Source organism: Kitasatospora sp. NPDC096128, assembly GCF_040303105.1.
Taxonomy (GTDB): domain Bacteria; phylum Actinomycetota; class Actinomycetes; order Streptomycetales; family Streptomycetaceae; genus Kitasatospora.
The window spans coordinates 400,541-422,649 of record NZ_JBEOSP010000002.1; the positions used below are offsets into that span (position 1 = coordinate 400,541).

At 75.0% G+C, this 22,109-nt stretch carries 21 protein-coding genes; 9 read left to right on the forward strand and 12 right to left on the reverse strand.

Annotation, left to right across the window (positions count from 1 at the left end):
* Window positions 1-102: 102 nt before the first annotated feature.
* The gene (locus ABTY61_RS04180) at window positions 103-1,806 is read right to left on the reverse strand and encodes a sensor histidine kinase (RefSeq protein ID WP_350503414.1); all 1,704 of its coding nucleotides are present in this window, start codon (window positions 1,804-1,806) and stop codon (window positions 103-105) included.
* A gap of 370 nt (window positions 1,807-2,176) precedes the next feature.
* On the opposite strand from ABTY61_RS04180, the gene ABTY61_RS04185 reads away from it, so the two are divergent.
* Complete coding sequence (locus ABTY61_RS04185) at window positions 2,177-3,034, forward strand: universal stress protein (RefSeq protein WP_350503363.1); 858 nt, start codon at window positions 2,177-2,179, stop codon at window positions 3,032-3,034.
* A 68-nt stretch (window positions 3,035-3,102) separates the two neighbouring features.
* On the opposite strand, the gene ABTY61_RS04190 is transcribed toward ABTY61_RS04185, so the two are convergent.
* The 3 genes from ABTY61_RS04190 to ABTY61_RS04200 are packed head-to-tail and all read right to left on the reverse strand — an operon-like array spanning window position 3,103 to window position 6,049.
* Window positions 3,103-3,600 carry a copper chaperone PCu(A)C domain-containing protein gene (locus ABTY61_RS04190; protein ID WP_350503364.1) on the reverse strand — a complete coding sequence of 166 codons (498 nt, stop codon included), beginning with the start codon at window positions 3,598-3,600 and terminating at the stop codon, window positions 3,103-3,105.
* Window positions 3,597-5,828: a heavy metal translocating P-type ATPase gene (locus ABTY61_RS04195; RefSeq protein WP_502895212.1), complete on the reverse strand. Its 2,232-nt coding sequence runs from the start codon at window positions 5,826-5,828 to the stop codon at window positions 3,597-3,599. Before ABTY61_RS04195 ends, ABTY61_RS04190 begins: the two co-directional genes overlap by 4 nt.
* Before the next feature lie 59 nt (window positions 5,829-5,887).
* Window positions 5,888-6,049, reverse strand: a complete 162-nt coding sequence (locus ABTY61_RS04200; protein ID WP_350503365.1) for a hypothetical protein — start codon at window positions 6,047-6,049, stop codon at window positions 5,888-5,890.
* Window positions 6,050-6,237: 188 nt separating this feature from the next.
* On the opposite strand from ABTY61_RS04200, the gene ABTY61_RS04205 reads away from it, so the two are divergent.
* Window positions 6,238-6,723 carry a hypothetical protein gene (locus ABTY61_RS04205; RefSeq protein WP_350503366.1) on the forward strand — a complete coding sequence of 162 codons (486 nt, stop codon included), beginning with the start codon at window positions 6,238-6,240 and terminating at the stop codon, window positions 6,721-6,723.
* A 33-nt stretch (window positions 6,724-6,756) separates the two neighbouring features.
* On the opposite strand, the gene ABTY61_RS04210 is transcribed toward ABTY61_RS04205, so the two are convergent.
* Window positions 6,757-7,884, reverse strand: coding sequence for an FAD-dependent oxidoreductase (locus ABTY61_RS04210; RefSeq protein WP_350503367.1), 1,128 nt, complete (start codon window positions 7,882-7,884; stop codon window positions 6,757-6,759).
* A 61-nt stretch (window positions 7,885-7,945) separates the two neighbouring features.
* On the opposite strand from ABTY61_RS04210, the gene ABTY61_RS04215 reads away from it, so the two are divergent.
* Window positions 7,946-8,404, forward strand: coding sequence for a MarR family winged helix-turn-helix transcriptional regulator (locus ABTY61_RS04215; RefSeq protein ID WP_350503368.1), 459 nt, complete (start codon window positions 7,946-7,948; stop codon window positions 8,402-8,404).
* Window positions 8,405-8,454: 50 nt separating this feature from the next.
* Here ABTY61_RS04215 and ABTY61_RS04220 read toward each other — a convergent pair whose 3' ends face one another.
* Both ABTY61_RS04220 and ABTY61_RS04225 read right to left on the reverse strand, forming a co-directional pair.
* Entirely contained in the window at window positions 8,455-8,856 is a 402-nt protein-coding gene (locus tag ABTY61_RS04220; RefSeq protein WP_350503369.1) for a PIN domain-containing protein, read from the reverse strand.
* Window positions 8,857-8,920: 64 nt separating this feature from the next.
* Window positions 8,921-9,559: an HD domain-containing protein gene (locus tag ABTY61_RS04225; protein WP_350503370.1), complete on the reverse strand. Its 639-nt coding sequence runs from the start codon at window positions 9,557-9,559 to the stop codon at window positions 8,921-8,923.
* Between the two features lie 127 nt (window positions 9,560-9,686).
* Here ABTY61_RS04225 and ABTY61_RS04230 point away from each other — a divergent pair, with 127 nt between their 5' ends.
* Window positions 9,687-10,655: a GlxA family transcriptional regulator gene (locus tag ABTY61_RS04230; RefSeq protein WP_350503371.1), complete on the forward strand. Its 969-nt coding sequence runs from the start codon at window positions 9,687-9,689 to the stop codon at window positions 10,653-10,655.
* 70 nt (window positions 10,656-10,725) lie between these two features.
* On the forward strand, window positions 10,726-10,875 hold the full coding sequence (locus ABTY61_RS04235; RefSeq protein WP_350503372.1) for a hypothetical protein: 150 nt from the start codon (window positions 10,726-10,728) through the stop codon (window positions 10,873-10,875).
* Here ABTY61_RS04235 and ABTY61_RS04240 read toward each other — a convergent pair.
* Window positions 10,859-11,272, reverse strand: a complete 414-nt coding sequence (locus ABTY61_RS04240; RefSeq protein ID WP_350503373.1) for a PPOX class F420-dependent oxidoreductase — start codon at window positions 11,270-11,272, stop codon at window positions 10,859-10,861. The genes ABTY61_RS04235 and ABTY61_RS04240 overlap by 17 nt on opposite strands.
* Window positions 11,273-11,434: 162 nt before the next feature.
* Window positions 11,435-12,826, reverse strand: coding sequence for a D-alanyl-D-alanine carboxypeptidase family protein (locus ABTY61_RS04245; RefSeq protein WP_502895207.1), 1,392 nt, complete (start codon window positions 12,824-12,826; stop codon window positions 11,435-11,437).
* A 191-nt stretch (window positions 12,827-13,017) separates the two neighbouring features.
* Between ABTY61_RS04245 and ABTY61_RS04250 the strand changes: the two genes are divergently transcribed.
* Complete coding sequence (locus tag ABTY61_RS04250) at window positions 13,018-13,215, forward strand: hypothetical protein (protein ID WP_350503374.1); 198 nt, start codon at window positions 13,018-13,020, stop codon at window positions 13,213-13,215.
* Here the strand turns inward: ABTY61_RS04250 and ABTY61_RS04255 are convergent.
* A complete protein-coding gene (locus ABTY61_RS04255; protein WP_350503375.1) occupies window positions 13,212-13,991 on the reverse strand; it encodes a TetR/AcrR family transcriptional regulator in 780 nt (259 codons plus the stop codon). The genes ABTY61_RS04250 and ABTY61_RS04255 overlap by 4 nt on opposite strands.
* A gap of 90 nt (window positions 13,992-14,081) precedes the next feature.
* Here ABTY61_RS04255 and ABTY61_RS04260 point away from each other — a divergent pair, with 90 nt between their 5' ends.
* The 3 genes from ABTY61_RS04260 (at window position 14,082) to ABTY61_RS04270 (ending at window position 20,111) form a co-directional block, all read left to right on the forward strand.
* Window positions 14,082-14,936 carry a siderophore-interacting protein gene (locus ABTY61_RS04260; RefSeq protein WP_350503376.1) on the forward strand — a complete coding sequence of 285 codons (855 nt, stop codon included), beginning with the start codon at window positions 14,082-14,084 and terminating at the stop codon, window positions 14,934-14,936.
* 513 nt (window positions 14,937-15,449) lie between these two features.
* Window positions 15,450-18,938 (forward strand): S8 family serine peptidase, encoded by a 3,489-nt coding sequence (locus tag ABTY61_RS04265; protein ID WP_350503377.1) that lies wholly within the window; start codon window positions 15,450-15,452, stop codon window positions 18,936-18,938.
* A 207-nt stretch (window positions 18,939-19,145) separates the two neighbouring features.
* Window positions 19,146-20,111, forward strand: a complete 966-nt coding sequence (locus tag ABTY61_RS04270) for an alpha/beta fold hydrolase (protein WP_350503378.1) — start codon at window positions 19,146-19,148, stop codon at window positions 20,109-20,111.
* On the opposite strand, the gene ABTY61_RS04275 is transcribed toward ABTY61_RS04270, so the two are convergent.
* Window positions 20,108-20,848: a response regulator gene (locus ABTY61_RS04275; protein ID WP_350503379.1), complete on the reverse strand. Its 741-nt coding sequence runs from the start codon at window positions 20,846-20,848 to the stop codon at window positions 20,108-20,110. The two genes, ABTY61_RS04270 and ABTY61_RS04275, sit on opposite strands and share 4 nt — an antisense overlap.
* Window positions 20,848-22,068, reverse strand: a complete 1,221-nt coding sequence (locus ABTY61_RS04280) for a sensor histidine kinase (protein WP_350503380.1) — start codon at window positions 22,066-22,068, stop codon at window positions 20,848-20,850. The genes ABTY61_RS04275 and ABTY61_RS04280 overlap by 1 nt, the downstream gene beginning before the upstream one ends.
* Between the last annotated feature and the right edge of the window lie 41 nt (window positions 22,069-22,109).

The following is a 22,109-nucleotide window of genomic DNA, read 5'->3' on the forward strand; positions in this document are numbered from 1 at the left end:
AGTTCCCCCGTACGGCGGCGGGTCCGGCGGGTCCGGCGCCGGGCACGCCGGGTGCACCGGGCACGCCGGGTACACCGCGCACACCTGGTACGGCACCGCCGGTCACGAGCCGAGCGGGGCCTCCCACACCAGCCGGGTGCCGCCGCCCCCGCCGTCCGCCGGGCCGCGGGTGAAGGCCCCGCCGACGCGTTCGGCACGCTCGGCGAGGTTGCGCAGCCCGCTGCGCCGGCCGCCCTCGGGGATGCCCGTCCCGTCGTCCGCGACGGTGAGCACCACCCGCCCGGCCAGGGCGCGCAGGGTGACCTCGACCCGGGTGGCGCGGGCGTGCCGGGCGGCGTTGCTGAGCGCCTCCGCCAGGACGGCGACCACGTGTTCGGCCAGTTCCTGCGGGACGTCGGTGTCCAGCAGGCCCTCCAGGCTGAGCCGGGGGGCGAAGCCGAGCGGGCCCTGGGCCTCGGTGACGACCCGGGTGGCGCGGGCGCGCAGGCCGCGGTCGGGTTCGCTGTGGGCGCGCAGGCCGAAGATGGTCGAGCGGATGATCTTGATGGTCTCGTCCAGGTCCGCCACCGCGCGGGCGACCCGGTCGGCGGCGGCCGGGCTCTCGATCAGCCGGCCCGCGCTCTGCAGGGTCATCCCGGTGGCGAAGAGCCGTTGGATGGCCAGGTCGTGCAAGTCCCGGGCGATTCGGTCGCGGTCCTCCAGCAGGTTCAACTGCTCGGCGTCGCGCCGCCGTTCGGCCAGTTCCAGGGCGAGCGCCGCCTGGTCGGCGAAGCCCAGCAGCGGGCCGGTCTCCTCCGGCCCGAAGGCGGGCTGCCCCTGCGCCCGGGCCAGCAGCAGCACACCCCGCCCGTAGCCGGGGCCGGTGCCCAGCGGCACCGCGACGGCCGGGCCCAGCCCGTCGAAGCGGCCCGCCGGACCGGCGGGGAAGCGGGCGTCGCAGGCCAGGTCGTCGCTGGTGGCCGGCGAGCCGGAGGCGTACGCGGCGCCGGAGAGCGTGCCGGCCACCGGCACCGTCACCCCCAGCCGGGCGGCGGGCTCGGCGCCGAGCGCGACCTCCACCGCCAGTTCCTCGGCCCGCTCCTCCGGCCCGGCGAGCGCCACCGATACGTCCGCCAGCTCGGCGCCGGCGATCTCCCGGGCCCGCCGGGCGATCAGTTCGACCACCTCCAGGCGCGGCGCGCCCGACAGCAGGCTGCGGGTGATCTCGGTGCTCGCCCGCAGCCAGCGCTGGCGCAGCTGCGCCTCCTCGTACAGGCGGGCGTTGTCGATGGCGACCCCGGCGGCGACCGCCAGGGTGGCGATCACCGCCTCGTCGTCCTCGTCGAAGTCCAGGCCGCCGCGCTTGTCGGTGAGGTAGAGGTTGCCGAACACCTCGCCGTGGATCCGCACCGGCACCCCCAGGAAGGTGTGCATCGGCGGGTGGCCGGCCGGGAAGCCGACCGAGGCCGGGTGGTCGGACAGCACCGGGCAGCGCAGCGGCTGCGGGTGGCGGATCAGCTCGCCGAGGATGCCCCGGCCGGAGGGCGGCGGGCCGATCTCCTCGATCTCCGTGTCGGACAGACCGACCGTCAGGAACTGGGACAGGGTGTGCCCGTCCGGCCCGATCACGCCCAGTGCGCCGTAGCGGGCGTCGACCAGGTCCACGGCGGCCTCCACGATCCGGTGCAGCGCCTGGCCGAGGTCCAGCTCGCGGCCGACCGCGAGCACCGCCTCCAGCAGGCTGTGCACCCGGTTCTGGGTGCCGCGCGCCGCGTCGATCCGCCACTGGAGCTCCTCCAGCAGCTCGTCCAGGCGCAGTCGGGGCATCCGCGCGCCGCCACCCGCCGCGCTGCCGTCCGCTCCGCCCACCGCTGTCCTCCTCGTCCGCGCCCGGCCCCGACCGGCCCCGACCGGCCCCGACCGGCCCTGGGCCGCCCTCATCGGTGAGGCCGACCAGGGGCCGTTCCGACCGGCGGGTATTCCGTGTCCACACCGTAGTGCCCGGGTGTCGGCGGGGTGGCGGCCGGGGTCGCCCGTAGTGTTCCGGCCTGGAGTCCCCGGCCGGGGGTCTTTCGTCCCGTGGGCGGGGGGCTTGCGGCCTCTGGCGGCGCGCCGCCGGGGGACGACAGGGTGGGAGCAGAGCGGACGGGGCGTCAGCGCGCACCGTTCCCGGTGCCGAAACAGTGGAGGAACCGTCATGACGTCAACCGTGGTGGCCGGGGTCGACGGCTCGCCGGAGAGTACCGCCGCCGCCCAGTGGGCGGCCGAGGAGGCGGGGCGCCGTGGGGCGTCGCTGCGGTTGGTGCACGCCTGGCCGTGGCTGACCGACGGGGTCGCCGCCTATGCCGAGCCGGACGATCTGCCGGCCGCCGCCCAGCGCACCCTGGCCGAGGCCGCCGAGGCGGTCCGCCGGGGCCACCCGGAGCTGGCCGTGCACACCGACGCGGTGCTGGACGCCCCGGTGGACGGCCTGGTGGCGGCCGCCGCGGAGGCCGAGCTGCTGGTGCTCGGCTCGCGCGGACGCGGGGGCTTCGCCGGGCTGCTGCTCGGCTCGGTCAGCATGGCGGTGGCCGGGCGCAGCGGCACGCCGGTGGTCGTGGTGCGGGAGACCGGGCAGGGCCACCGGCCCTCGGGCGAGGTGGTGGTCGGCGTGGACGCCCACGCACCCGAGGAGGAGGTGCTCGACTTCGCCTTCCGCGAGGCGGCGCTGCGCGGCGCCCGGGTCCGGGCAGTGCACGGCTGGGACCTGTCGCCGCTGTTCGGCTACGCGGGCGGGGCCGTACCGGCGGGGGAGGTCGACCAGTTGGAGGCGCTGGAGGCGAAGCTGCTGTCGCTGGCCCTGGCCGGGCCGCGCGAGCGGCACCCGGCGGTGGAGGTGGTCGAGGACGTCCGGCTGGGCGCCGCGCGCGGCCTGGTGGAGGCGTCCGCCGGGGCCGGGCTGGTGGTCGTGGGCCGGCGCCGGCGCCCGGTCGAGTTCGGCCCCCGGCTCGGCGGGGTCGCCCACGCGGCGCTGCACCACGCCGAGGCGCCGGTGGCGGTCGTCCCGCACGGGTGACGGACGGCCCGGCGGCGCGGGCCCGGTGAGGTGCGACATCACCGGGCCGGCGCCGCCGGGCCCGCCGCTCAGCGCGGGCGCTCGCCCGGTGGCAGCACCCGGGCGACCAGGCGCAGCGGCGGGCTGTGCCGGAAGGTGAGGGTGAAGCCCACCCACTGGCCGGCCTGCAGCGGGGGCGGGGCGGCGATCATCAGGTCGGCGTCCTCGGGGGACATCGCCAGTTCGCCCCGGGCGGGGACAGGCAGGCCGGAGACCGGCTCCCAGCGGCCCGCCGCGCCCTGGTGCAGATGCCGCTTGAGGGTGATCTGTCCGCCGAACTCCCAGTCGACGCCGGTCAGTTCGTCGGGTACGTCGCCCGGGTTGCGGATCGTGAAGAAGGCCGCGGTGGCCGTGGCCGCGCCCGTCGTGGGCAGCAGCACCCAGCCGGCGTCGGCCGCCACCGGGCGGGGGCCGACGCCGGCTCCGCCGACCGCCGTCCAGCCGGTGAGCAGGGCCAGTGCGAGCGCCGCCGCGCCGACCGGCGGGCCGACCACGGCGAGCCGGTCGAGCGTCCTGGATATCCTCACCGCAGCCCGCCCCTCGTCCGTCCGCCCGTCGCCTGCCCGCCCCTCGCCTGTCCGCCCGTCGTCCGTCCGCGCCCCGGCTCCCAGGTGCGCAGCCGCAGGCTGTTGCCCACCACCAGCAGGGAGCTGAGCGACATCGCGACCGCCGCCAGCATCGGGTTCAGCAGCCCGACGGCCGCCAGCGGGATCAGCACCAGGTTGTAGCCGAAGGCCCAGAGCAGATTGGCCCGGATGGTGGCGAGGGTCTGCCGGGCCAGTCGCACGGCGTCCACCACCGCCTCGATGTCGCCGCGCACCAGGGTCAGCCCGGCGGCGCCGATCGCGGCGTCGGAGCCGGAGGCCAGGGCCACCCCGAGGTCGGCCGAGGCCAGCGCGACCGCGTCGTTGACGCCGTCCCCGACCACCGCCACCGTTCGTCCGGCGGCGCGCAGTTCGGCCACCACCTCGGCCTTGCGCTCGGGCGAGGCCGAGTCGTGCACCCGCTCGATGCCCAGCTCGGCGGCGACGGCCCCGGCCGCGCCGGGGCCGTCGCCGGTCAGCAGGACGGCCTCCAGGCCCATCCCGCGCAGCCGGTGGAGCGCCCGCCAGCTGCCGGAGCGCAGGGTGTCGCCGACGGCCAGGACGGCTGCGGCCCGTCCGTCCAGCTCCACCAGGACGGCGGTGCGGCCTGCCGTGCCGGCCGCGGTGACCGCGCCGGCGAGCTCCGGGGGCAGCGCGGCGCCGTCCGGCCGGACGGCCCGGACCGGGCGGCCCTCGACCGTGCCGGACACCCCGAGGCCGGTCGCGGCGGCGAAGCCGTCCACCGGCGGCAGGGCCCCGCAGCGCTCCCGGGCGGCGGCCGCGACGGCCCGTCCGATCGGGTGCTCCGAGCGGTGCTCGACCGCGCCGACCAGCCGCAGCAGCTCCTCCTCGGCGACCCCCTCGGCCACCGTCACCGCCGCCAGCTCCATCCGGCCGGTGGTCAGCGTGCCGGTCTTGTCGACCACGACGGTGTCCACCCGGCGCAGGCTCTCCAGCACCTCCGGTCCGCGCACCAGCACGCCCAGTTCGGCGCCGCGCCCGGTCGCCGCCAGCAGCGCGGTCGGGGTGGCCAGGCCCAGCGCGCACGGGCAGGCCACCACCAGGACGGCGACCGCCGCCGTCACCGCCGCCTGCGGGGCTGCGCCCGCGCCCAGCCAGAAGCCCAGCACGCACACGGCGACCGCCAGCACGCAGGGGACGAACACCCCGGCCACCGCGTCCGCCAGCCGCTGCGCCCGGGCCTTGCCGGCCTGGGCGTCGGCCACCAGGGCGGTGATCCTGGCCAGTTGGGTGTCCGCGCCGACCGCGGTGGCCCGTACCACCAGCGCGCCGCCGACGTTCACCGTGGCTCCGGCCACGGCGTCCCCGGGGCCGACCTCCACCGGTACGCTCTCCCCGGTCAGCAGGCTCAGGTCGAGCGCCGAACCGCCCTCCACCACGACCCCGTCGGTGGCCACCCGCTCGCCCGGCCGCACCACGAACTCCTGCCCGGGAAGCAGCAGTTCGACGGGGATCAGGCGTTCCTCGCCGTCCTCCGCCCGGACGCACACCTGCTTGGCGCCCAGCTCGGCCAGTGCTCGCAGCGCGGAGCCGCTGCGGCGGCGCACCCGGCCCTCCAGCAGCCGCCCGGCCAGGACGAACAGCGGCACGCCGACCGCCGCCTCCAGGTACACGTGCGCCGCGCCGCCGCCGTCGGCGGTCAGCGAGAACGGCATCCGCATGCCCAACTCCCCGGCCCCGCCGAGGAACAGCGCGTACGCGGACCAGCCGAAGGAGGCCACCACCCCCAGGCTGACCAGGGTGTCCATGGTCGCGGCGGCGTGCCGGAGCCCTTGCAGGGCCCGCCGGTGGAAGCCCGCCGAACCCCAGGTCACCACCGGCACGGCCAGTACGAAGCAGACCCACTGCCAGGCGGTGAACTGGAGCGCCGGCACCATCGACAGGGCCAGCACCGGGACGGCCAGCAGGGCGGTGACCAGCAGCCGCCACCGCTCGTCCGGCTCCTCCTCCGGCATTCCGCCGAGCACCCCCGGCGCCGCCGACTCGGCCGTGTACCCGGCCCGCTCGACGGCCGCGACCAGCTCGTCCACGGACACCCCGGCCGGGTGCAGCACCCGGGCCCGGCCGGTCGCCAGGTTCACCCCGGCCGTCACCCCGTCGATCCGGCCCAGCCGCTTCTCCACCCGGCCCACGCAGGCCGCGCAGGTCATCCCGCCGACCGTCAGATCGGTGGACACCAGCCCCCCGGTGTCCGTCCCCGCGGCCGGGCTCACCGCATCCCGCCCATGTCGTGCCCGCCCGTGCCGGGCGAGGCCCCGCCGCCCCGGCTCGGCGTCAGCCCCGGGGCCACCGGCCCCGCCTGCCGCCCCACCGCGTAGGAGACCACGAACACCACCACCAGCAGCAGGGCGAACCCCGCCAGCACACTCAACGGCCGGGCACCCGGCGATTTCGGCTTCACCCTCCACCAGTCGGACGGGCGGAACGGTTGGTTCCCATGCGGCCGACGAGTCTCCGGGTGGCGCCCGTCACGATCCGCCGACCACTGTCGTCCGGGCGTCGTACGATCATTCGTGTGCCGAAGACCGGCACGGATGACGGACATCCGGGGGGATGGCGATGAAGACGATGAGCCCGACGAGGACGCGCGCCCTGGCCGTGGCGGCCGGAGTGCTGGGAGTGTCGGTGACGCTGCTCGGGACGGCGTCGGCGCAGCCGACCGACGGATCGGGCCCGGACACGCCGATCGGCGGCCCGGGGACGGGCCGGATCCTGCCGCCGACCCCCGACGAGGACACCATGTTCTCGATCCCGGACTGGATCGGGAACGGCGGTGCGGTGACCGCCTCGGCGATCGAGACGCTGCCGATCGACATCACCGTCGGCTGCCGGGGCGGCGGGTCGGTGCGGGTGCGCGTCGGCGGCCTGGCTCCGGCCGACTTCACGGTGCAGTGCCCGGTGGACTCCGTCGGCGTCGGCTCGGTGCGGACCCCCGCCCGTCCGGGCCGGGACTTCCAGTTCACCGTGCACACCTCGGACCCGTCGATCCACTGGGGCATCAACGCCCTCCAGGTCCGCCCGCCCGTTGACTCGCCGACCGGCTGAGCTGCTTCCACGCCCCGGCCCGGGGCTGCACGCTCACCCCGACCGGTCGCCGCCGTGGCGGCGGGCGGCGGTGGCGACCGCGGCGAAGCCGTGGTCGAGCATCTCCGCCTGGTACGAGCGGACGGCGTCGAGCAGAGGCGCGTCCGGGAGCAGCCGGGAGGCGAGCAGTCCGGCCTCGTGGAGGGCGACTCCGGCGCTGATCCCGACCGGGGGCATCGGGTGGGCCGCGTCACCGACGAGGGTCACGGGCACCGCCGGCCACGGTTCGGGGCGCTCGGAGCTCCGGACGGCCGCGGGCACCACGTGCCCGGGCTCCCCGAGCCGGATCAGTGCGCCCAGGGACGGGTGCCAGTCGGCGACGGCCCGTTCCGCCAGCGCCAGCAGTTCGGCGCCGCCGAGCCGGAAGAACTCCGGCCCGCGGTGCCCGAGGAGCGCGGTCGGCGCGGTCAGGCCCCACATGACGTAGTCGGCGGCGGGCGGCAGCCCGAACTCGCTCGGGTCGCGGCGGAAGTGCTGGGCGGCCAGGGCGAGTTGCCGGCCATCGGGGCCGTTCACGCCGAGGAAGCCGGCCAGGGCGGCCGGGGGCGTCAGCCGCCGGACGGGATCGGTCAGCGGGGTGCGGCCGTAGATGATCCGGCTGTCCCGCACGGTGACCCGGAAGTCCGGCAGCAGCCGGCGCCGGACGGCGGAGTTGGCCCCGTCCGCGGCCACCAGCAGGTCGCCCTCGGCGGTGCTGCCGTCGGTGAGGAAGAGCCGTACGGTACCGTCCGCCGGCAGCTCGTAGCGGGCGAAGCCCGCGCCGAAGCGGGTCGCGTCGGCCAGGCCCCGCAGCATGATCCGGCGCAGTGTGAGCCGGTCGACGGTGATGCCCGCGGCGCCCGGGGGCAGCTCGATCTCGGTGACGTCCCGCAGGTCGGGGCCGGTCATGCTGACCCCGGCGGTGGCGGCGCAGGCGGTGGCGGCGGCCTGGGCGTAGGCCTCGGCGGGCAGCCAGGCGCGCAGGGCGGCGGCGCCGTCGCCGTTGATGTGGATCCGGTAGCCCTGGCTGCGGGCGTCGACGGCGGCGTCCCGTTCGAAGAGCCGTACGTCGTGGCCGTGGCGGCGGAGGCCGTGGGCGAGGCAGGGGCCGGCGAGGCCGGTGCCGATGATCAGAACACGCATGATGCAACCCCGAGTTGAGATCATCTCAGGTGAGACTTTCTCGGAAGCTAGCATCGGGCCCATGGAAACACAACCGGGCGATCCGGCCGCCCTCGGACTGCTGATGTACCGCGCCCACCAACTCGCCCGCGCCAAGGCCAACCAGGCCGCCCGGCCGACCGGTATCGAGCTGCAGCACGCCGGCGTGCTCACCGCGGTCCGGGACGGAAAGGCGCGCAGCCAGCGGGAGTTGGGCGAGGCGCTCGGCATCGACAAGTCCACCCTGGTGCGGATCGTCGACGACCTGGAACGGCGGGGCCTGCTGCGGCGCGAACGCACCCCGAACGACCGCCGGGCCTACGGGATCCTGATCACGGCGGAGGGCGAGCGGAGCCTGCGCGAGGCGGGAGAGCTGTTCCGCGGCGCCATGGCGGATCTGCTGGTGGTCCTGGACGCCGAGCAGCGGGGCCAACTGCACGAGCTCCTCAGCCGGTTCGTCGCCCAGGAGCGGCAGGAGCGGCAGGAGCGGCAGGAGCGGTAGGAGCAGTGGGAGCGGCAGGAGCGGGACGGCCGCGAGGTGAAGTCGGCCGTTCAGCGCCGGACGCTGCGCGGGCCCGTGACCTCGGCGCCCAACGCGCCCACCCGGTACCGCAGTTCACGGTCGGCGGTGACCACCAGGCAGGCCCGTGCCGGTGCCCCGGCGCGGGCCTCCCGGACCAGCTCGACGATCCGGTCGTCCCCGCTGCCCGCCGCCGACACCACCCGGACCTGAGGCAGCCCGGTCACGCCGCGGGCCGCGCCCTCGACCACCAGCACCACCTCCAGCGGCCCGGGGCGCTCCGGCAGGCCCTGCGCGGCGACCGCGACCAAGGCGTCCCGCAGCCGCTCGGCGGCCCCGCGCCGGTCCCGCCACCAGCCGTCCGGGACGGACCCGACCACGTTCGCGCCGTCCACCACCAGCAGTGGCGGCCCGCTCAGCTCCAAGGACTCCATGACCGCCAAGCCTGCCACGGCGGGGCGGTCACCGCGGTCACGCCGGTCACCCCGGTCGCGCCGGTCACTCCGGCCAGTCGGAGCCCCGGATCACCTCGACGAAGTCGCCGCGCTCGAAGCCGGGCACGAAGTGCGCCAGGACGTCGGCCTTGACGTTGCCGAAGGCGGTGTCCGGGCGCTTCCGCAGGCCCTCCGTGAACGCGGCCAGGATGCGGTTCTTGAAGTCGGGCCGGGGGTGGGCGGCGGTGACGGCGGCGCGCTGCTCGGCGCTGACGGCGTGGTAGCCGAGCCCCAGGACGTCCAGCTCCACACCCCGGGTGACCAGGGCGATCTCCGGCGCCATGTGCAGCGGGACCTCCGGCGTGGTGTGCAGGGCGATGGCCGTCCAGACCCGCTGGGCGGGCTCCTCGGCGATGCCGTGGGCGGTCAGGAACCGGTGGGCCTCGTCGGCACCGTCGATCTCGAACCGCTGGTCGGTCCTGGCGAAGCGCTCGGTCAGACCGAGGTCGTGGAACATCGCTCCCACGTACAGCAGCTCGGGGTCGAAGGCCAGGCCCTGCTCGGCGCCGCGCAGAGCCCCGAACAGGAACACCCGGCGGGAGTGGTCGAACAGCAGCGGGGAGGCCGCGTCCCGGACCAGTTCGGTCGCCTCACGGGCCAGGGCGCTGTCGGGGATCCGTACGCCGGCGACGGTCTCGCTCATCGTGGTTCTCTCCTCCGGGAGTCGATCGGGGAGTCGATCGGGAGTGGATCGGTGGACTCCTCCACCCTCGCCCGGCGGCGTAGGCTGGAGCCATGTCCGTACAGACAGCAACCCCTCGGATCCGGACATGACGCGGCGGGTCGCCTTCCTCGTGTTCGACGGCGTGACCCTGCTCGACGTCAGCGGCCCGCTGGAGGTCTTCCACCAGGCGGGCCGGCTCGGCCACCCGTACCGGGCCGCGCTGGTCTCCCCGCTCGGCGGCACCGTCACCGCCTCCAACGGCGTGGCCCTGGCCGCCACTGCCGCACCGGAGCCCACCGGCCCGCTGGACACCCTGGTGGTCGCCGGCGCCGACCACCTCGCCGTCGAAGGGCCCGACGAGCCGCTGCTCGCCGCCGCGGCCGGCCTCGCCGAACGGGCGGAGCGCGTCGCCTCGGTGTGCAGCGGGGCGTTCGTCCTCGCCGCGCTCGGCCTGCTCGACGGCCGCCGGGCGACCACCCACTGGCGCCACGCCAGGGCGCTCGGGCTGCGCCACCCCCGCGTCCGGGTCGAATCCGACGCCCTGCACGTGCGCGACGGGCGCTACCACACCAGCGCGGGCATCAGCGCGGGCATCGACCTCGCCCTCGCCCTGGTCGAACACGACCAGGGCGCGGACACCGCCCGGTCCATCGCCCGTGAACTCGTCGTCTTCATGCAGCGCCCCGGCGGCCAGTCCCAGTTCTCCACCGCGCTGGCCACCCCGCCCGCCCGCAGCGAGCTGCTGCGCACCCTCACCGACGCCGTCCTCGCCGACCCGGCCGCCGACCACAGCCTGCCCGCGATGGCCGCCGGCGCCGCCGTCAGCACCCGCCACCTGACCCGGCTCTTCCAGGCCGAACTGCACACCACCCCCGCCCGCTGGGTCGAACGCGTCCGGCTGGACCGTGCCCAGCAGCTCCTCCTCGACGGACACGGCGTCACCTCCGCCGCCCGCCGCAGCGGCCTGGGCAGCGACGAGACCCTCCGCCGCGCCTTCGCCCGGCACCTGGGCACCACCCCCACCGAGTACCGCCGCCGCTTCACCAGCACCAGCACCGGCACCGGCACCGGCTGACGCCGACGCCGACAACGGTTTCCTGGCCGACGCCGAGGAACCGCTGGCCGTCCCGGAGGCGATCAGCCGGGTGGTGCCGCTGGAGCGGCTGCGCCGGGTGACCTTCGGGCACGTCGAGGCGGACGACTGCGGGGCGATGAACGAGTTCCCGGCGGCCGCGCCGCACGCGCAGGTCGCCCACGACACCCTGGGCCGCCGGGTCGTCAGTCCGTCAGGGTGATCCGGATGCCCACGGTGCCGCGCTCGCCGCGCCGCAGCCGGCTGCCGAGCAGGGTGAGCACGCCGAGCAGCCCGTACTTCTGCCGCAGCAGGGTCCGGTAGGCGGCGGTGCGCTCGGGGGTGAGGAGTTCGGCGGTGGCCGGGTACTGCTCGCCGGTCGGGCGGCCCTTGACGTCGCAGGGGCCGACCAGGACATCGGCCCGGTTGCGGATCCGCTTGACCTTCCAGGAGTCCGCGACGGTCCAGACGCCGAGCGCCTCCCCGTCCCGGACCACCCACACCGGGGTCGGCACCGGGGTGCCGTCCTTCCGGTAGGTGGTGACGAGCAGGTAGCTGCCGGAGGAGAGGCTGACGATCCGGGCGAGCCGGTCCGCTGCGGCGGGGTCGGGCGTGGTCATGGCCGAGAGTCTACGAGGTCGGAGGGCCGAGCCGGGGCACCGGAACCGCGCGAGGGCGCTCTGCCTGAACGGCTCCGGCGAGATGCCGAACTCCCACCGGCAGACCGGGCCAGGCGGTGGACAGGTGGTTCGGCAGCCACAGTGCCGTGATCGGAACCGGGGTCAGCCGTCCCGGCGGGGGCGGGTGCCGCGGAGGAGGGCACGGGCGCGGCGGGTGAGGCGGCGGCTGGTACGGCCGAGGCCGGTGGCGCCGACGCCGGTGGCGCCGATCCGGTCGGCTCCGGTGCGGCCGTCGGCAGGCATGGCGGCCTCGGGCGCCGTGGCGGCGGTGCGGGCGGTGGACGGGGTGGTGCGGCGCCGGGCGGCGGTGCGGGCGGTGCCCCAGACGGCGAGTCCGGTGGCGACGGCGGCGCCGGTCCAGAGGGCGGGGGCGAGGACGGAGTCGTTGCCGTCGAGGACGGGGGTGCGGGACCAGGGCGGCAGGTCGGCCTCGTTGTCGGCGGCGGCGTGTGGGGCGCCGTCGGCCGGGGCGGTGGGTGCGCCCGGCGCGCCGTCCTTGGCGGCGCCCTTCGGGGCGCCGAGGTCCTCGACCAGCTGCCCGACCGGCTGGACCTTGCCCGCGGCCGCGAAGCCCCAGTCGAGCAGGCTGGCGGCCTCGTCGTAGACCTTGCCCTGCGCCTCGGGGTGCATCACGGTCACCAGCAGGGTGCGGCCGCCCCGCTCGGCGGCGCCGGTGAAGGTGGCGCCCGCGTTGGTGGTGTAGCCGTTCTTGACGCCGATCAGGCCGGGGTACTTGCCGAGCAGCCGGTCGGTGTTGGCGATGTCGAAGGCGGTGCGCTGCCCGGTGGCCTTGTCGAGCCCGCCGGGGAAGCGGGCGGTGCGGGTGGCGCAGTAGGAGCGGAAGTCGGCGTTGCGCAGCCCGGCCCGGGCGAACAGGGTGAGGTCGTAGGCGGAGGAGACCTGGCCGTCCATGTCGTAGCCGTCGGGGGAGACCACCTTGGTGTCCCGGGCCTGGAGGGACTGGGCGCGGGCCTGCATCTCGCTGACGGTCTGCCGGACGCCGCCGTTCATGTGGGCGAGGACGTGCACGGCGTCGTTTCCGGAGCTGAGGAAGACGCCCCGCCAGAGGTCCTCGACCCGGTACGGCAGGTTCTCCTTGACGCCGACCAGGCTGCTGCCGACGCCGAGGTCGGCGAGTTCGGCGGGGGTGACCTGGTGTTCCGTGGAGCGGTCGAGCTTGGGCAGCACGGTGTCCGCGAACAGCATCTTGAGGGTGCTGGCCGGGGGCATCGGCCGGTGGGCGTCGCGGGCGGCGAGCACCTCGCCGGTGCCGGCGTCGGCGATCAGCCAGGAGCGGCCGGTCAGTTCGGCGGGCAGGGCGGGGGCCCCGGCCAGCGGCGCGACCTGGACGGCCGGGCGGCCGAGCCGCTCACCGCCGACGGTGGAGGCGGCGGCGTCCTGGGCGAGGGCCGCGGGGGCGCCGGCGGCGAGCACCAGGGCGGAGGCGGCGGAGGCGGCCGCGACCCTGGCGACGGACGGTGGTTTCTGCTGCACACGCTTTGGCTGCACACGGCGAACGTACCGGCGCCGCCGTCGGGCCGCCGCGCCTGCTGCTCCGTCCGGAGGGAGGAGGGGGTGCGACTCCAGGCGCGACACCGGGCACGACGGCGGGCGCGACTTTGGTCAACGCCGGTCGCGCCGAAAGTCGGTTGGGCGCGGGCCCGCGGCTTCCTAGGCTCGGTTGCATGAAGACCCTGCTCGGTTACCTCGGCTTCGTCCTGATCCTGGGCGGCGGCTCCGGCCTGCTGGCCGACCACCTCGGGGGCTTCCGGCTGTTCGGCTTCGTCCGCTTCCTGGTCCCGGACGGCCACGAGACCGCCGGGTACGCCGTGCTGCTGGTGCTGGGCGCCCTGCTCGCCCTGCCCTCCGCCCGCCGCGGCTAGGGACCGCCCGTCCCCAGCCCCTGGGCGCCCGCGGCCACGCCGTCGAGCAGGACGGCCAGGCCGGTGCGGAAGGCGTCCGCGCTGTTGTCCTCGGGGCTGCCGCCGGCGGCGCTCTGCAGGGCGGTCAGCAGGGGGAAGCGCCGGGGGAAGTCCGGTGCCAGCTCGGCGAGCCGGGCGGAGCGGGTGGTCCACCAGTCCTCGTCCGTGACGCCGGTGGCGGCCGCCGCGCCGCGGGCGTCGGCGGTGGTGGCGGCCGTGCCGCGGACGAACTGCCAGAGCGCGGCGACGGCCCCGCGCAGCCGCCCGGGGGCCAGTGCGGCCGGCTGCAGGGCGGTCAACAGGTGCTCCATGGCGGCGAGTTCGGCCGGGCCGAGGACGGGGCGGGCCTGGGACACCTGGAGCACCCAGGGGTGGCGCAGGTAGCAGGCGTACAACTCCTCGGCCCAGGCGGTGACGGCGGCCCGCCAGTCGTCGAACGCCGCCGGTGCGGCGGGGAGTTCGGCGAGCACCCGGTCGTGCATCAGGTCGAGGAGTTCGGCCTTGCCGGGCACGTAGGTGTAGAGCGCCATCGCGGTGCGGCCGAGCTGTTCGCCCACGGCGCGCATGGACAGGGCGGGCATCCCTTCGGCGTCGGCCACGGCGATTCCGGCGGACACGATCGCGTCCACACTCAGGCCCGGTTTCGGGCCGCTGCGCCCGGTGCGCGGTTCCGCGGGGCGGCCCCACAGCAGGGCGAGCGAGCGGTGGGCGTCTCCCTGCCCGGCGTAGACGGTCATCCCGACATCTCCTTATGACGTAAAGTATCCTCGCGGCGGCAACTCTTTATGCCGTAAGTTATCAGGATTCCGCAGCGAAGGGGTTTCACGATGACACTGCCCGTCACCCTCCTGGAGGCCGTCGCGGTCGACCGGATCACACCGCGCACCGCCCGGGTCGCCTTCGAGGCGCGGGCCCTGGACGACACCGTGGGCACCACTCCGGACCAGCAGCTCAAGCTCTGCTTCCCGCGCCCCGGGCAGCGCGAGCCGGTGCTGCCCGCGCAGCGGGACGACCCGATCGGCTGGTACCAGGCCTACCTGGCGCTCCCCGAGGCCGAGCGCCCGGTGCTGCGCAGCTTCACCCTGCGCCGCCGGCACCCCGGCACCCGGCGGATCGAGGTCGACTTCGTGCTGCACGGCGACACCGGCCCGGCCGCCTCCTGGGCGCTGCGCGCCGCGCCGGGGGACCGGCTCGGCATGGTCGGCCCCTCCGCGCTGTACGCCCCGCCGGTCCCGTTCGCCGAGGCCGCGGCCGCCGCCGGCCAGGTGCTGCTGGCCGGCGACGAGTCCGCGCTGCCGGCCATCGCGACGCTGGTCGAGGCGCTGCCCGAGGGGGTGCGGGCGCAGGCCTGGATCGAGGTCGCGGACCGGGCGGAGCGTCAGGAGCTGACGAGCCGGGCCGCACTGGAGGTGCGGTGGCTGTACCGCGACGGCGCGGCGCCGGGCGGCCTGCTGGTCGAGGAGTTCCGGCGCGCCGGGCGGCCGGCCGGGCGGCCGTTCGTCTGGCTGGCGGGGGAGGCGGGGGCGGTGCGGGCGCTGCGCCGGAGCCTGGTGGAGGAGCACGGGGTGCCGAAGGAGTCCGTCGACTTCACCGGCTACTGGCGGCACCGGTTGACCCAGGACGACGCGCCGACGGCCGAGGACCTGGCGGACGCCCGGGAGCGGTCGGCCGCCTCGTCCTGATCGATCGCCTCCGAACGGGCCTTTCCGGAGGGCCCGTTCGGAGCGGGCGGCCGGAATCGCCGTGGGAGCGGGGGTGTGGATGAACTCTCCGGCCGCTCGGTTCGTTCTGCTCGTCGGTCCGGTTGCCGTGCCGTGTTTCGATGCCCGTCGACGGGGAAGAAGTGTCGCGGTGTCGACAAAGAGGCAGCGAGTGGGCAGGGGTGGCGATGTTTCGCCAGTGTCCAGAGTTCGCCACTGGCGTTTTTGCTGCTGCGGCGGGCGGTTTTGACCGTCCCTGACCGGCTCTGATCGGTGAAAAAGGGGCGGATGACTCCGGATTTATACTGTGTATTTTACTTTCCGATGGTCATTTTTACTTTCTGATGGGGTTTTAACCCCTTGTCGTGGTCGTGTCGGATGCGCTGGAATGCGACCGCTGTCGGGACGCGCGGTCCGGAGCAACCGCGTGTCCGACCAGGATCTGCGTAGGCTGGACCGTGCAACCTGACGTCTCATCAGACGAAAGGATGTCCATTGATCGGCTGGCGCAAGACCCAGCTAGCAGCCGCCGTCACCGTCACCGCCGCGTCCATGGTCCTGAGCATCGGGACCATCGCGAGCGCCGCCCCGACCCAGGATCCGCAGAACGCCCAGGCGGCGTCCTCGGACGGGTCGCCGGCACCGGTGATCGTGATCCTCAAGGACCAGATAGCGGACGCCCCGGCCGACCACGGTCACCTCGGCGCCCGTCAGCAGAAGACCGCCAGCTCGCAGGCGCCGCTGCTGGACAAGGTCAAGGCCAACGGCGGCTCGAACGTCAAGAGCTTCGTGGTCGGCAACGCCTTCTCCGCCACGGTCAGCCCGGCGCTGCGCGCCTCGCTGCTGTCCGACCCGGCGGTCGCCGCCGTGGTTCCGGACACCCAGGTCCAGGTGGCCCCGGTCGCCTCGACCACCGCCAAGAAGGCGGACACCGCGGCCGCGGCGTCCGGCAAGTCCGGCGACGGGCCGCAGGCCGCTTCGGGCAGCAACGGCCAGGGCTCCCAGGAGAACGCGACCAACACGGTCTGCCCCTCCGACCCGTCCAAGCCGCTGCTGGAGCCCGAGGGCCTCTACTCGGTCCACGCCTACAGCGGCAACGGCAACCCCGGTGTGGAGAACCTCTCCACCGGTAAGGGTGTCAAGGTCGCCTACATCGCCGACGCGCTCGACCCGAACAACCCGGACTTCATCCGGGCCGACGGTTCGCACGCCGTGGTCGACTACCAGGACTTCTCGGGCGAGGGCTGGAACGTGCCGAGCGGTGGCGCCGAGGCCTTCGGTGACGCCTCGGCGGTCATCGCCCAGGGCCGTCAGACCTACGACGTCTCGCAGTTCGTCAACGCCTCGCACCCGCTGCCGGCCGGCTGCAACATCCACATCCGCGGCCTCGCCCCGGACGCCGACCTGGTCGCCCTGAAGGCCGGCGGCGAGATGATGTCCAACTCGTCGATCCTGCAGTCCATCGACTACGCGGTGCGCGTGGCCCACGTGGACGTGCTGAACGAGTCCTTCGGCGGCAACGTCACCCCGGACAGCGGCGCCCACGACACCATCGCGCTCTTCAACGAGCAGGCCGTCAAGGCCGGTGTCACCGTCGCCGTCTCCACCGGTGACGCCGGCATCAGCGGCACCATCGGCACCCCGGCCACCGACCCGTACGTGATCTCGGTCGGCGCGTCGACGGACAACCAGAACTACCAGCAGACCGGCTACGCGGCCTCCAAGTTCTCCAACGGGACCTGGAACAACAGCCGGATCTCCGCGCTCTCCTCCGGCGGCTTCACCATGGCCGGTCGGACCCTCGACCTGGTCGCGCCGGGCGAGTCGGACTGGGCGCTGTGCACCGCCGACACCTCCAAGTACACGGACTGCACCGGCTACAACGGCAAGGGCTCGAACATCCAGCCCTTCGGCGGCACCAGCCAGGCCGCCCCGTTCGTCACCGGTGCCGCGGCCCTGGTCATCCAGGCCTACCGCGACACCCACGGCGGCGACTCGCCGTCCCCGGCGCTGGTGAAGAAGTTCATCACCGGCACCGCCACCGACCTCGGCGTCCCGGCCGAGGAGCAGGGCGCCGGTCTGCTGAACGTCCGGGCCGCCGTCGAGGCCGCCCGCGGCTACGACGACGGCGACGGCACCGACGGTGCCCGCACCGTCGTGGTCAACACCGGTCAGCTGAACATCTCCGGCACCCCCGGTTCGACCCACACCGCCGACGTCTCCGTCACCAACACCAGTGACGAGCCGCAGTCGGTGAGCGCCACCACCCGCAGCTTCGCGCCGCTGGCGAACAACCAGCAGGTCGTCAAGCTGGACTCGGCCTCGACCGACACCTTCAAGTACGCCACCAACGGCGCCACCTGGGTGCAGAAGCAGGTCAAGTTCACCGTTCCGGCCGGTGCCGACCGCCTCGCGGCGTCGATCGCCTGGCACGGCGGCCCGAACCCGGTCACCAACGGCCCCGTGGTCCGCCTGACGCTGCTCGACCCGTCGGGCCGCTTCGAGACCAACACCCGTCCGCAGGGCGGCGCCACCCCGGCCAACTTCGGCCTGGTGGACGTCCCGCACCCGACGGCCGGCGAGTGGACCGCGGTCTTCTACACCCCGGCGGGCAAGGCCGGTTACACCGGCGACGTCCAGTTCGGCACCTCCACCCAGCGCGCGGTCCCGGCCGGCGCGGTGAGCCCGAACACCACCGACCTGAAGCCCGGTGAGACCAAGACCCTCAAGGTCCAGCTCACCACCCCGGCCACCAGCGGTGACAGCAGCGAGGCGGTCCTCGTCTCCAGCTCGAACGGCAACACCACCAGCGTTCCGGTCGTGCTGCGCAGCCTCGTCCCGGTCAAGGACGGCAAGGGCACCTTCACCGGCACCATCACCGGTGGCAACGGCCGCGGCTCCTCGCCGACGCAGATGTTCGCCTACGGCTTCGACGTCCCGAAGGGCCAGAAGGACCTGCGGGTCGGCGTCACCGTCGCCAAGGACGCGAACCTGTTCATGCAGGGCGCCCTGATCAGCCCGAACGGCACCCCGATCGACATCGAGGGCAACACGCTGTTCGACGCCCAGGGCAACCTGACCGGTGCGGCCAACGGCGTCTCGGCCACCACGGTCAACCCGGCCGAGGGCCACTGGCGCTTCGTCCTGAACGTGCTCGGCCCGGTCAGTGGCCAGGAGCTCGCCCAGGACTTCGCCGGCACCATCGCGTTCAACCAGAACCAGGCCACCGCGGCCGGGCTGCCGAACGACGGCAAGACCAAGCTCGCCGCCGGCAAGCCGGTCACCGTCACGGTGAACTACACCAACAACACGGTCGCCACCCAGTCGATCGCGGCCGACGGCCGCCTCGACAAGCGCGTCGACCTGCCGCTGGCGCCGCAGGGCTCCTCGGCCAGCGTCAACCTGCCGCTGAGCCTGACCTCCTCGGTGCCGAGCTTCCTGGTGCCGCCGAGCACCGACCAGCTCAAGGCCGTGGCGGCGTCCTCGACGCCGGCGCAGATCGAGCTGAGCGCCACCACCGCCTCGCCGGACCTCTTCGGTGACCTCAAGAAGGCCCAGGACGGCTCGGCCATCTCGGTGGCCACCTCCAAGGGCTCGGCGGAGCAGCCGATCGTCCCCGGTGCCTGGAGCACCTTCGTCCAGCAGATCGGCCCGTTCGGCACCGCCGGCGCGCCGAAGGGCACCTCCACCATCACCGCCACCGCGCACACCCTGGCGTTCGACCCGGCGCTGACCTCCAGCACCGGTGACCCGTACGCCGCCGCGGTGAACGCCACGGCCGCGGCCGCCACCCCGGTGACCGTCGCCCCCGGCGCCACCGGCTCGCTGCAGGTGACCGTCACCCCGACCGGCCCGAAGGGCAGCACGGTCAAGGGTGTGCTCTACCTGGTGTCCGGCCCGACCTTCGTGCCGACCGCCAACAACAGCCTCGGCACCACCGGTGCGGTGCTCGCGGCGATCCCCTACAGCTACACGGTGAACTGACGCTCAACCAGTTCAGCGCGCGAGCCTGAGGCCGAGGCCGTCCCGGAGTTCCGGGGCGGCCTCGGCTGCTTTCCGTCGGCGGCCTCCTCGGTGCCGGCCGGTGGCGTCCGGTCGGCGGTGGAAGCGCCGGGGTTGGCGGCCGGTGGAGCCGGGCAGGAGGGTCACAGGGGGCCGTTCGGGCCCTGCGGACCGGACCGGGAGCGGGAGTTGTACGAGGCGATCAAGCACAGTCACGTCGAGGTGAACGGCGTCCGGCTGCACCTCGCGGAACAGGGTGAAGGGCCGCTGGTCCTGCTGCTGCACGGCTTCCCGGAGAGCTGGTACTCCTGGCGGCACCAGTTCGCGCCGCTCGCCGAGGCCGGGTACCGGGTGGTCGCCCCCGACCAGCGCGGGTACGCCCGCAGCGCGCAGCCGGAGGCCGTGGACGCGTACACCCTGCTGCACCTGGTCGGCGACGTCACCGCGCTGATCGGCGCGCTGGGCGCCGAGCGGGCCGTGGTGGTCGGGCACGACTGGGGCGCGCCGGTCGCCTGGGCCACCGCCGCGCTGCGGCCGGACCTGGTGCGCGGGGTCGCCGGGCTGAGCGTGCCGCCGCTGCCGCTCGGCGGGCCGCCACCGCTCACCGCCGCCCGGGAGAACTTCGGCGAGGGCTTCTACCAGATCTACTTCCAGGAGCCCGGCCGGGCCGACGCCGAGCTGGCCGCCGACATCCGGACCAGCCTGCGGCGCATCCTGTGCGGCATCCAGCCGGACGGCAAGCCGCGCGCGTGGATCGTGCCCGAGGGCAAGAAACTGCTGGACACCCTCCCGGAGCCGGAGCGGCTGCCGGACTGGCTCACCGAGGCAGACCTCGACGCCTTCGAGGCCGACTACGCGACCCACGGCGAGCGGGCCTTCACCGGCGGCCTCAACTGGTACCGCAACCTGGACCGCAACGCCGAACTGCTGGCCGCCTTCACCGGGGCGACGGTCGACGTGCCCGCGCTGTACGTGGCCGGCGAGCAGGACCTGGTCAACGCGATGGTGCCGCCGGAGGCCCTGGCCTACCTGCTGGGCCGGCTGCCCCAGCTGCGCGGGCACGTCCGGCTGCCGGACACCGGCCACTGGACCCAGCAGGAGCGCCCGGCCGAGGTGACCGGGGCGCTGCTGGACTTCCTCCGGAGCCTCGACTAGCCGGAGCTCCGACCGGCCTGGTCGCCCGACCCCGTCCGGGCGGTGACCAGGCCGGACTCGTACGCGGCGATCACCGCCTGGGCGCGGTCCCGGACATCCAGCTTGCCGAAGATGCTGGTGATGTAGTTCTTCACGGTGGACTGGCTGATCTCCAGCTCCAGGGCGATCGCGGCATTGTCGAGCCCGGTGGCGATCAGCCGCCACACCTCGACCTCCCGGGGCGTGAGTTCGCCGGCCCCCACGGCGGCCGGCGGCGCCGCGGCGGCGGCGCCGGGCGCCCGGACGTAGGCCGAGATCAGCCGGGTGAGCAGCCGCGGGGCGACCACCGCCTCCCCGGCGTGCACCGTCCGGATCGCCGTGCCCAGCTCCTCCGGGGAGACGTCCTTGGGCAGGAAGCCGTGCGCACCGGCGCGCAGCGCGGCCACCACGTACTCGTCCATGTCGAAGGTGCTGAGCGCCAGGACCCGGCAGTCGGGCAGCACCCGGGCCAGCCGCTCGGTCGCGCCGACGCCGTCCAGGACGGGCATCCGGATGTCCATCACCACGACGTCGGGGCGCAGTCGGAGGGCGGCGGCGACGGCCTGTTCGCCGTCCTCGGCCTCGCCGACCACCGTCAGGGACGGGTCGGGGGAGAGGATCAGGGACAGGCCGCGGCGGACCAGCGGCTGGTCGTCCACGACGAGCACCCGGATCGGAGTGGCGGCGGTGTCGGCGGTGTCGGGGGTCCGGTCGGCCATCACGCCGCCACCTGCCCGTGCTGGACGGCCGCCTCGGCCGACTCGTCGTCGGTCAGCGGGAGTTCGGCCGTCACGGCGAAGCCGCCGCCCGGCTGCGGGCCGGTCGTCAGGGTGCCGCCGTGCAGGGCGACCCGCTCGCGCATGCCGACCAGGCCGTACCCGGCCCGGCCGGTGGGCTCGGGCGGCGGCGCGCCGCCGCCGTCGTCCCGCACCTCGACGGTCACCCGGTCCGGGTGGTAGGCGAACCGGACGGTGGCCCGGGCGGGCCCGGCGTACTTGCGGGCGTTGGTGAGGCCCTCCTGGACGATCCGGAAGACGGTCAGGCCGAGGGTGGGCGGCAGCGGGCGCGGGGAGCCCTCGACGGTGAACTCGGTCGGCAGCCCGGCCACCCGGGACTCGTCCACGAGCCGTTCAAGGTCCGCCTCCCCGGGCTGGGGCAGCGGTGGCGCGGCGTCCGGTTCGTCCCCGGTCCGCAGCACGTGCAGCAGCTGGCGCATCTCGCGCAGCGCCAGCCGGCCCGAGGACTCCAGGACGACCAGGGCGTCCCGGACCAGCTCCTGGTCCCCGAGGTTGGCCCGGGCGCCGCCGGCCATCAGCTGCATGGTGGTGATGTGGTGGGCCACGATGTCGTGCAGCTCCCGGGCGATCCGGCGGCGTTCGTCGGCGACCGCCCGGTCCGCCAGCAGCCGGCGGTTGTCGGCCACCTCGCGCTGCCAGCGGGCCACCGCCAGACCGGCCCCGGCCACCATGGTGGCGGCCGCCGGGTCGGAGATGAGCTGCGGCCAGATCGGGGCGTCGTAGCGCAACTGGGTCAGCGTGGTGCTCACCGCCGTCACCACCGTGGCGGCCGCGGTCACCGGGACGCTCCGGCTCACCGCGACCGAGTACAGCGCGACGGCCAGCACCGCTCCGTAGTGCGGGCCCATCGGGGAGAGCAGGTCGGCCGCCGCCTGGAACACCAGGACGACGGCCAGGGCCGCCACCGGGCGGCTGCGCCGGGCCAGCAGCGGCAGGCCGGAGAGGACGATCACGGCGAAGCCCGGCACGGACATGCTGCGGGTGCCGGTCAACGGGCCGAGCAGCAGGTAGCCGAGCACGTCCAGGGTGCCGGCCCCGATGGCCACCAGGGCGTCCGTCTGGGTCCACGGAAGGCGGCCCGTCCACTCCTCAGGGGGGCCGTCCCCACCCGCGTCCGCCAAGGGGCGCTGACGCCCGTCCATCTGTGTTCCTCTCGGCTGACCAGCGCTGACGCCCCCATTCT

Coding starts and splice junctions, on each gene's coding strand:
- ABTY61_RS04220 (WP_350503369.1), bottom strand. CDS start 8,856: ATGGAGTCCTTGGAGCTGAGCGGGCCGCCACTGCTGGTGGTGGACGGC.
- ABTY61_RS04240 (WP_350503373.1), bottom strand. CDS start 11,272: ATGACCACGCCCGACCCCGCCGCAGCGGACCGGCTCGCCCGGATCGTC.
- ABTY61_RS04225 (WP_350503370.1), bottom strand. CDS start 9,559: ATGAGCGAGACCGTCGCCGGCGTACGGATCCCCGACAGCGCCCTGGCC.
- ABTY61_RS04205 (WP_350503366.1), top strand. CDS start 6,238: ATGAAGACGATGAGCCCGACGAGGACGCGCGCCCTGGCCGTGGCGGCC.
- ABTY61_RS04230 (WP_350503371.1), top strand. CDS start 9,687: ATGACGCGGCGGGTCGCCTTCCTCGTGTTCGACGGCGTGACCCTGCTC.
- ABTY61_RS04215 (WP_350503368.1), top strand. CDS start 7,946: ATGGAAACACAACCGGGCGATCCGGCCGCCCTCGGACTGCTGATGTAC.
- ABTY61_RS04250 (WP_350503374.1), top strand. CDS start 13,018: ATGAAGACCCTGCTCGGTTACCTCGGCTTCGTCCTGATCCTGGGCGGC.
- ABTY61_RS04210 (WP_350503367.1), bottom strand. CDS start 7,884: ATGCGTGTTCTGATCATCGGCACCGGCCTCGCCGGCCCCTGCCTCGCC.
- ABTY61_RS04255 (WP_350503375.1), bottom strand. CDS start 13,991: ATGACCGTCTACGCCGGGCAGGGAGACGCCCACCGCTCGCTCGCCCTG.
- ABTY61_RS04185 (WP_350503363.1), top strand. CDS start 2,177: ATGACGTCAACCGTGGTGGCCGGGGTCGACGGCTCGCCGGAGAGTACC.
- ABTY61_RS04260 (WP_350503376.1), top strand. CDS start 14,082: ATGACACTGCCCGTCACCCTCCTGGAGGCCGTCGCGGTCGACCGGATC.
- ABTY61_RS04195 (WP_502895212.1), bottom strand. CDS start 5,828: ATGACCTGCGCGGCCTGCGTGGGCCGGGTGGAGAAGCGGCTGGGCCGG.
- ABTY61_RS04275 (WP_350503379.1), bottom strand. CDS start 20,848: ATGGCCGACCGGACCCCCGACACCGCCGACACCGCCGCCACTCCGATC.
- ABTY61_RS04180 (WP_350503414.1), bottom strand. CDS start 1,806: ATGCCCCGACTGCGCCTGGACGAGCTGCTGGAGGAGCTCCAGTGGCGG.
- ABTY61_RS04280 (WP_350503380.1), bottom strand. CDS start 22,068: ATGGACGGGCGTCAGCGCCCCTTGGCGGACGCGGGTGGGGACGGCCCC.